7 protein-coding genes, 1 tRNA gene and 2 pseudogenes are annotated in these 7,517 nt (G+C 70.1%); 1 reads left to right on the top strand and 9 read right to left on the bottom strand.

From position 1 onward, the window contains the following. From BJF79_RS27995 to BJF79_RS27965, 8 genes and pseudogenes are all read right to left on the bottom strand, one after another. The coding region (locus BJF79_RS27995) for a serine/threonine-protein kinase (protein WP_075901839.1) at positions 1 to 963 on the bottom strand (963 nt) is incomplete at its 3' end. Beyond that, positions 963 to 2,435: a penicillin-binding transpeptidase domain-containing protein gene (locus tag BJF79_RS27990; RefSeq protein WP_075901837.1), complete on the bottom strand. Its 1,473-nt coding sequence runs from the start codon at positions 2,433 to 2,435 to the stop codon at positions 963 to 965. The genes BJF79_RS27995 and BJF79_RS27990, both read right to left, overlap by 1 nt. Before the next feature lie 10 nt (positions 2,436 to 2,445). After that, positions 2,446 to 3,165 carry an FtsW/RodA/SpoVE family cell cycle protein gene (locus tag BJF79_RS61925; RefSeq protein WP_262402683.1) on the bottom strand — a complete coding sequence of 240 codons (720 nt, stop codon included), beginning with the start codon at positions 3,163 to 3,165 and terminating at the stop codon, positions 2,446 to 2,448. Between the two features lie 36 nt (positions 3,166 to 3,201). Further along, entirely contained in the window at positions 3,202 to 4,029 is an 828-nt protein-coding gene (locus BJF79_RS61920; RefSeq protein WP_262402682.1) for an FtsW/RodA/SpoVE family cell cycle protein, read from the bottom strand. Beyond that, entirely contained in the window at positions 4,026 to 4,811 is a 786-nt protein-coding gene (locus BJF79_RS53860) for a hypothetical protein (protein ID WP_075901835.1), read from the bottom strand. Before BJF79_RS53860 ends, BJF79_RS61920 begins: the two co-directional genes overlap by 4 nt. A 241-nt stretch (positions 4,812 to 5,052) precedes the next feature. Further along, positions 5,053 to 5,517 (bottom strand): annotated as a pseudogene (locus tag BJF79_RS65840) (PP2C family protein-serine/threonine phosphatase); the annotation flags it as partial. A gap of 104 nt (positions 5,518 to 5,621) precedes the next feature. Then, positions 5,622 to 6,134 carry an FHA domain-containing protein gene (locus BJF79_RS27970; protein WP_075901833.1) on the bottom strand — a complete coding sequence of 171 codons (513 nt, stop codon included), beginning with the start codon at positions 6,132 to 6,134 and terminating at the stop codon, positions 5,622 to 5,624. An 11-nt stretch (positions 6,135 to 6,145) separates the two neighbouring features. After that, entirely contained in the window at positions 6,146 to 6,898 is a 753-nt protein-coding gene (locus tag BJF79_RS27965) for an FhaA domain-containing protein (RefSeq protein ID WP_075901831.1), read from the bottom strand. A gap of 128 nt (positions 6,899 to 7,026) precedes the next feature. Here BJF79_RS27965 and BJF79_RS27960 point away from each other — a divergent pair. After that, positions 7,027 to 7,112 (top strand) — tRNA-Leu (locus tag BJF79_RS27960). A 107-nt stretch (positions 7,113 to 7,219) separates the two neighbouring features. On the opposite strand, the pseudogene BJF79_RS27955 reads toward BJF79_RS27960, so the two are convergent. Then, positions 7,220 to 7,517 (bottom strand): annotated as a pseudogene (locus BJF79_RS27955) (arylsulfatase); the annotation flags it as partial.

Genomic DNA, 7,517 nt, shown 5'->3' with positions numbered 1-7,517 from the left:
GAACCGGGGCAACGGGGGGAGCCGACGGCGTCCCGAACACGTTGGTGGCCGCATCGGGGCGGGACGCCCCGCCCGCCGCGCCCGCGCCACCCGTCCCGGTCGGGCCCGGCGGCGTCCGGACGGGTCGACGTGCGGCATCCGTCCCGTGCTGAGCGACGCCCGGATCCGCAGCGCGCGCTCGGCCACCGCCGCCGCGCTCCGCGGACGCCCCTCGGGCGCCTTCGCCAGCATCTCCATGATGAGCGCGCGCGCCGTCTCCGGCACGTGCGCGGGCAGCGGCGGCGGCGCGTCCCGGACGTGCTTGAGCGCGACCTCCACCGGCGTGGCGCCGTCGAACGGCGGCGTGCCGACCAGGCACTCGTACGCGACGACGCCCAGCGAGTACAGGTCGGCGGCCGGGGTCAGCTCGCCCGCCTGCGCCTGCTCCGGCGAGATGTAGTGCGCGGTGCCCATGACCATGCCGGTCTGGGTCTGCGACGCCTCCGCGAGCCGCCGCGCGATCCCGAAGTCGGTCAGCTTCAGCGTCCCGGTCGGGGAGATCATCAGGTTCGCCGGCTTGACGTCGCGGTGCACGATCCCGAGGTCGTGCGCGGCCGACAGCGCCCGTCCCGCCTGCACCAGCAGGTCCAGGACGGCCTCCAGCGGCAGCCCGCCGTCACGTGCGAGGATCTCGTCGAGCGGCTCGCCCTGCACGAGTTCCATCACCAGGTAGGTGCGGCCGTGCTGCTCGCCGAAGTCGAACGCCTGCGCGATCCCGTCGTGCCGCAGCGCCGCCGCGAACCGTCCCTCGGCCTCGAACCGCCACCGGGCCCGCGCGTCGTCGTCCAGTTCGACGCGCAGCAGCTTCACCGCGACGTCCCGGCCGAGCTGATCGTCGCGGGCCCGCCAGACCTCGCCCATCCCCCCGGTGGCCAGCCGCTCCAGCAGCCGGTACCGGTTGTTCAGGACGAGGCCGGGGGTCACTACTTCAGCACCTGCCGCATGATGGCCCCCGCGACCGGACCGGCACCGCTCGCACCGGCGCCCGCTCCTTCGGTCATGACGGCGAACGCGTACTTGGGGTCGTCCATCGGGCTGAACCCGACGAACCAGCGGGCGTTCGGGATGCCTTCGCCCTGCTCGGCGGTACCGGTCTTACCGGCGATGTTCATGCCCCGCAGGTTGCCGGCGGTGCCCTCGTTGACGACGGCGCGCATCCAGTCCTGGAGCTCCTTCGCCTGGTCTTCGGTCATCGCCTTCTTGTACTGCCGCGGTTCGGCGTTGTAGACCTCGCTCTGGTCCTGCGCCAGCGCCTTCTCCACCACGTACGGGTTCATGATGACGCCGTCGTTGGCGACGGCCGCCGCGACCATCGCCATCTGCAGCGGCGTGGACTGCACGTTCTCCTGGCCGATGCCGGAGCGGGCCGTCGCGTCCAGACCGGTCTTGATCGTCTTGCCGTCGGCGGTGGTGACCTCCACCGGGATCGCGCTCTTGGCGGCGAAGAAGTTCGGCTCGATCTCGACGCGGTCGCCGAAGCCGAACCGCTCGCCCTCGTCGTGCATCTTCTGGATGCCGAGTTCCATCGCCATACGCCCGAACGAGCTGTTGCAGGACTCGACGAACGCCGCGCGCAGCGGCGCGCGGCCGCCGCAGGCCCCGCCCTCGTGCGAGTCGGGCAGCGGCGTGTTCCCCTCCGGCAGGGTCAGGTCACTGGTGTCGACCGGGGTGGAGGCGTTCATCCCCTCCTGCAGCCCCAGCGCCGCCATCAGGATCTTGAAGGACGACCCGGGCGGGAACGTCTGGCTCAGCGCGTTGTCGACCAGCGGCTTCTGCACGCCGTCGCCCTCGTTCAGCTGCTCCAGCCGCTTCGAGCTCTTCTCCGCCCGCGGGTCGTTGGCGAACTGGTTCGGGTCGGCCGACGGCCACGACGCCGCCACCTTGAGCGCGCCCGTCTCGACGTCGATCACCACCGCGCCGCCGCGGCGGCCCGGCGCCGTCGCCTGCTTCAGCTCCTTGTAGGCGGTGCGCTGCGCGTCCGGATCGATCGACAGTTCCAGGTCGGCGCCCTCGGCGGACTTGCCGATGAACGTGTCGAACCAGCGCTGGTTCTTGATCCGGCTGTCGTCCCCGGACAGCAGCTCCGAGTACGCGCGCTCCACCTGCGTCGCGCCGCCCTGGAAGTAGCCGGTGACCGGGAAGAAGATCGCCCCGTCCTTGTAGACGCGGCCGTACTCCTCGTCGTCGATCTCCTTGGACGACACCAGCACCTCGCCGCCCGCGCTGATCTGCCCGCGCGGCTCCTTGAAGATGTCGGAGTACAGGCGCGGGTTGTTCGCGTCGGTCCGCAGATCTTCGGCCTGGCTGCCCTGCACGTAGTTGACCTGGGCCATCAGGCCGAAGATCAGCAGCAGCGCGAAGATCGCCACACGCCGGATCGGCTTGTCCATGTTCATGGGCGGCGGATCACCTCGTGCTCACGATCTGGGTCATTCCTTCGTCCTGAATCGCCTGGGGTGCGGGTTTGCGGGCGTCATGACTCATCCGCACCAGGATCGCGATCAGAATCCAGTTCGCCATCATCGACGAACCGCCCTGCGACAGGAACGGCGTCGTCAGACCCGTCAGCGGGATCAGCTTCGTGACACCGCCGACGATCACGAACACCTGCAGCCCCAGGACGAACGAGACGCCGCCCGCGAACAGCTTCAGGTACGAGTCGCGCGCCGCCACGGCCGTCTTCATGCCGCGCTGCACGATCAGGGCGTAGATCAGCAGGAGGGCCATCAGGCCCGTCAGCCCGACCTCCTCGCCGATCGAGGTGAAGATGAAGTCGCTGAACGCCAGCGGCGTCCGCCACGGCTCGCCCTGGCCGAGACCCGTGCCCAGCACGCCGCCCTCGCCCAGCGAGAACAGCCCCATCATCAGCTGCCGGCTGTCGGAGAAGGAGCCGCCCAGCTCGTTGCAGGCCGCGAGACCGGCCCCCTGGACGCCCTGGGCGTCGAACTTCTGGAAGATCTCGGTGTTCGGGTTGACCGGGACGACCTCGCCGCTCTCCAGCAGGCAGCCGCCGTCGAAGTACGCCTCAGGGTTCTGCCAGATGCTGATCCGCTGGTCGACGTGGCCCATGAACGGCAGCTGCATCGCGATGAACACGCCGACGGCCAGCAGCCCGAGACCGATCACGATCCACGACAGCCGCTGCGTCGCGATGTACAGCAGTCACACGAACAGCCCGAAGAACAGCAGCGCCGTACCGAGTTTCTGCACGAACAGGACGCCCAGGCAGAAGAACCAGATCACCAGAACCGGCCCGAGGTCGCGCAGGCGCGGGACGCTCAGCGGGCCGAACTTCTTGCCGATCAGCGACATCGCCTGCCGCTTGTTCACGAGATAGCCGGCGAAGAACGCCACCATCATCAGCTTCGCGAACTCGGCGGGCTGCAACCCGCCGACACCCGGGATCTGGATCCACACGCGCGCGCCGTTGACCGTGTTCCCCAGGCCGGGGACGATCGGCAGCAGCAGCATGATGATCGCGCCGAGCCCGATGAGGTAGGTGTAGCGCTGCGCGGTCTTGGGCGTGAACGACAGCGGGGCGTCGGTCTTGTCGGTGTCCCGCATGATCAGCAGGGCGGCGACGAACAACGCGATACCGACGAACGTCCAGATCAGCTGGTCCTGCGCGTTCGCGGCGTCCTTCAGGACCTCGCCGTTCAGCGCCGCCTGCTTCCAGTCGGCGCTGGTCTCCAGGTCGAGCCGGTAGATCATCGCGAAGCCGATGCCGTTCAGCGCGACCGCCAGCGGCAGCAGCAGCGGGTCGGCGTACGGCGCGAACTTCATCTGCACGAAGTACGCCGCGATCGCCAGCACCACCAGCCCGCCGCCGTAGCCGAACATCCCGACCGGGATGCTCCCGTCGCGGGCGAGGCCGACCTCCGCGAACGCCGACAGCGTCAGGACCATCGCGAAGACGAGCAGCACCAGGGACGCGGCGTTGCGCCGCTGGTACGGCAGGCGTGCCCTGATCTGCTCCCCGATCGAACTCACCTGGGCGTCCCCCCATCGGACGGACAGCCCTGCAGCTTCGAGTCGCCCGCCTTGCAGGCGTCCCGGTGGTCACCGAGCTCCTGCAGCTTCGCCTGTGCCTCCTGCTCGCTGCCGAACACCAGCTTGCCGCCCGTGACGGCGGCGCGGTCCTCGGTGGGCAACTCGCTCACCGCGATCTCGCTGCCCTTGATCTTCTTGGGCTCGCAGTGCTGCTGGTTCGCGCCCTTGACGATGACGACGTTGTTCTTCTCGGTCGTCACGGCGTACTTGCACACGCTCTGCTGAAGCTGCGCCACGTCGCCCGGGCCGGAGACCGTGTAGGTCTTCTCGACCTTCTTGCGCTGGGCCTCCGGCAGGTCGGCCAGCAGGATCGGCGGGTTCGGCTGGTCCTTCGCGGCCGCCTTGCGGGACAGGTCCAACCCCGGGACGTCCTGCGGCGTGCCGCGGAAGAGCACGACCTGGCCGTTCTCCGCGCCGATGTAGTAGCCGCTCTTCACGTTCTGCAGCAGCATGAATCCGCCCGCGCCGATCCCGAGGACCACCACACCGGCGACCACCAGCAGCCACGTCCATTTCCGGACGCCGCCGCCCCGCTTCGCCTTCGCGGGGGCGGCCTGCGGCATCGCGCCCGGCGGCGGCATCTGGTCGGCCGACGGATCGCCGATCGGCTCGGCCCCCGGCATCGGCGGCGGCCGCTCGTCCACCGCCACCGGCGGCTGCGGCCGCGTGTCGCGCAGTTGCGCGGCCCGTCCGGCGGGCGTGTCGGCGGGACCGGCCGGCATCGTGGTGCCCGGGCCGCCCGGCGGTTCCCGGCGGCGGCGCGGTCGGCGGCGGCCCCGACCGCCTGCCCCGGCCCGCCCGTCGGCGGCTGCCGTTCCAGGTCGACGACGTCCGCCACCACGCACGTGATGTTGTCCGGTCCGCCGCCGCGGTTCGCGAGGTCGATGAGCTGCCGGTCGCCTGGTCCGGTTCGACCACGTCCGTCAGCACCTGGAAGATCGTCTCCGCGGTGACGACGCCGGACAGGCCGTCCGAGCACAGCAGGTACCGGTCGCCGGCCTGCGCCTCCCGCAGCGACAGGTCCGGATCGACCTCGCCGCGCCCGTCCAGCGCGCGCAGCAGCAGCGACCGCTGCGGATGCGACGCGGCCTCGTCCGGGCTGATGCGCCCCTCGTCGACCAGCGACTGGACGAGCGTGTGGTCGTGCGTGATCTGGAAGAGGCTGCCGTCGCGCAGCAGGTACGCCCGCGAGTCGCCGATGTGGACGAGCGCCACCTGGTCGCCCGCCCACAGCATCGCCGTCAGCGTCGTGCCCATGCCCTGCAGCGCCGGATCGGACTCCACGATCCGGTGCAGGTTGTCGTTGGCCGCTTTGACGGTGTGTTCCAGCGCCGCCAGCAGCTCGTTCGCGGGCAGGTCCTTGTCGAGCCGGCGCAGCGCCTCGATGGCCGCGGCGCTGGCGATCTCCCCGCCGACGTGCCCGCCCATCCCGTCGGCCACGGCGAGCAGATGCGCGCCCGCGTACGCCGAGTCCTCGTTGCCCTCGCGCAGCATGCCGACGTCGGAGCGCGCGGCGTAGCGGATTCCCAGAGTCATTTGCGCAGCTCGATCACGGTCTTGCCGATACGAATGGGGACGCCCGGCGGCACCGGCATCGGCCGGCTCACCTTCGTGCGTCCCAGGTAAGTCCCATTGGTCGAACCGAGATCTTCCACGATCCACTGACCGTCCTGCGCGTAAATTCGGGCATGAGTGGTCGAAGCGTAGTCGTCGGTCACGACCAGTGTGGAGTTGTTCGCCCGGCCGATGCTGATGGGGACCCCGGTGAGGTCGATGACGGTTCCCGCACGTTCGCCCTGCACGACGACGAGCTTCGTCGGCGCCCCCTGCTGGGCGCCGGCCTGCTGCTGCGGCGGCGGCTGCGGTGCGCGCGGCGGTCTCGCCGCCGCCTTCTGCGGGCGCGGCGACGACGCGCGCGAAGCCGCTCGCGTGGCGGCCTTCGAGCCGAACAGGTCGGCCCTGATCACGCCGACGGCCGCGATGACGAATAGCCAGAGCAGCGCGAGGAACGCCAGCTTGATCAGCGTGAGGGTGAATGGGGACATCGGAGTCGGGGTTACTCCCTATCGCGGCGGAACACAAGTGTGGTCCGGCCCATCGTGACCCGGGACCCGTCGACCAGCGTCACCCGCCGGATCGGCTGCCCGTTCACGAAGGAGCCGTTGGTCGACCCTAGATCCACGACGACGATTTCGGGACCTTCTACGCGGATCTCGGCATGGTGCCGGGATACGCCCGGATCGACAAGGCGCAGGTCGCAGTCCGTCCCGCGGCCGAGCAGCGTGACGGGCGTGTTGATCTCATATGTCCGCTGCGTGGTGTCGGCCCCCTCCACCGCGGTCGTCACCAGCAGGCGCGGATGGCCGCCGAAGGCCCCGCCGCCGCCCTGCGGCACGTTGCTCGGCGACGAGCGGATCTCCCCGCCCTCGACCGTCGAGCCCCTGATCACGCCAGATCTGATCCGGAACATGCCCGTGGCCAGATCGTCAGTGTTCTCGAACCGGACGCGCACCGGCCCCACGAAGGAGTACCCCTGCTCCTTCGCGTACTCCCGTGCCAGGTTCGCCAGCTCCTGGCTCAGGCTGTCGGCGTAGACCTGCAGCCGCTGCCCGTCCTGCTGAGAGATATCGACGACGAAGTCGTTCGGTACGAGCGTGCGGCCCTGTGCCACGATCGCCGCCCGATCGTCCATCTCGCGCTGCACAGCACTGGCCACCTCGACCGGCTGCAGCTCCGACTTGAAGGCACGGGCGAAGGCTCCTTCGACCATGCCCTCGAGCCTTCGCTCGAAGCGCTGAATGACGCCCACGGGCACCTCCCTTCCCCACTGGTAGACGATCGTATAGGTGCAAAGGTTCGCTCGAAGTATCGAGTTGTCAGACCAGTGCTCTGTACGTGCTAGCCTTTTCGAGCACCCGGAGACGGGTCGACACTCGCGGGCGAGTGGCGGAACGGCAGACGCGCACGGTTCAGGTCCGTGTGTCCGAAAGGATGTGAGGGTTCAAATCCCTCCTCGCCCACCAACGGCAGGTGACGCAAGTCCCCTCCCATAGTGGCGTAATCAGCCCCCACGCGACAGCGTGGGGGCTCTTTTGCGTCCGAGGCGGCACGACCGGGCGTCCGGAGGGGGTCAGTCGGTCTGCAGGGCGATCCGGACCGTTTCCGCGCTCGGGGCCGGCCGGTGGTCGGTGTCGATGCGGAGGCGGTGGAGGACGCCGGTCCAGGGGAAGGGCGGCTCGTACCCGTCGCAGACGGGCAGGCCGCGGTCGCGTCCGAGGGTGATCGACGCGCCGCCGTGCTGCCAGGCGAAGGGCAGGGTGGGCGCCTCGGCGGTCGCCACGCCCTGGCCGTCGACGACGGCGTCGACGTCGAGGCCGCCGGGCCGTGGCCGTAGCCGCACGCCCGCCTCGTGGCGGCCGGGCGGGAGG

Origin of the sequence: Actinomadura sp. CNU-125 (assembly GCF_001942465.1) — a bacterium.
Lineage (GTDB): Bacteria > Actinomycetota > Actinomycetes > Streptosporangiales > Streptosporangiaceae > Spirillospora.
This window is presented reverse-complemented; position numbering and strand designations above follow the sequence as displayed.

Excerpts from the sequence above, each read along its gene's own strand:
- BJF79_RS27970 (WP_075901833.1), bottom strand. The coding sequence starts at position 6,134 with ATGTCCCCATTCACCCTCACGCTGATCAAGCTGGCGTTCCTCGCGCTG.
- BJF79_RS53860 (WP_075901835.1), bottom strand. The coding sequence starts at position 4,811 with ATGCCGGCCGGTCCCGCCGACACGCCCGCCGGACGGGCCGCGCAACTG.
- BJF79_RS27990 (WP_075901837.1), bottom strand. The coding sequence starts at position 2,435 with ATGAACATGGACAAGCCGATCCGGCGTGTGGCGATCTTCGCGCTGCTG.